The following is a 461-nucleotide window of genomic DNA, read 5'->3' on the forward strand; positions in this document are numbered from 1 at the left end:
GGATTTTTATACTGCGCGCAGCCCGCGTGGCGCCCGGTCGGCAGCAGGTTTCATGCAGGTTTGGCGGCCATGCCGGTATTCATGAGCGGAATGACCGTTGGTCGAATCGGCTGGGGTGTGAAAAGTAATGAACGACGCGTTCAAAATCACGCAATACCCCGGAGACAGGGGCTTTTGTGAATGAATCGGGCAGAGCGACTTGTAGTGTGACCGATGGCGCCCTACGTGTTCAATCCGGCTTCTGTTTCGCTGCTCTCGGTCGAAAAGAGTAGGGGCATGACTACTCGGCTCGGTAGGCGCGTGCCTCGCCTTGCAGCCAGTCGCGGAAGGCCTTGAGCGCCGCAGACTCGGCCTTGCGCTCCGGCACCATCAGGTAGTACGCACGGTCGTTGTCCGGCACGGCCGCGTCCATGGCGATCACCAGACTGCCTTCTTCGAGTTCCCGCTGGATCAGGAAGGGG

Annotated in this window: 1 protein-coding gene and 1 pseudogene; one reads left to right on the top strand and one right to left on the bottom strand. The window is 60.3% G+C overall.

Annotated features, from left to right (window positions below; genetic code table 11):
* Nucleotides 1-180: hypothetical protein (locus J0A65_RS25775; RefSeq protein WP_206597052.1), on the top strand; the 180-nt coding region annotated here is incomplete at its 5' end.
* A 100-nt stretch (nucleotides 181-280) separates the two neighbouring features.
* Here J0A65_RS25775 and J0A65_RS25780 read toward each other — a convergent pair.
* Nucleotides 281-461 (bottom strand): annotated as a pseudogene (locus tag J0A65_RS25780) (hypothetical protein); the annotation flags it as partial.

This window comes from Bowmanella yangjiangensis, assembly GCF_017255015.1.
In the GTDB taxonomy this organism is placed as follows: domain Bacteria; phylum Pseudomonadota; class Gammaproteobacteria; order Enterobacterales; family Alteromonadaceae; genus Bowmanella; species Bowmanella yangjiangensis.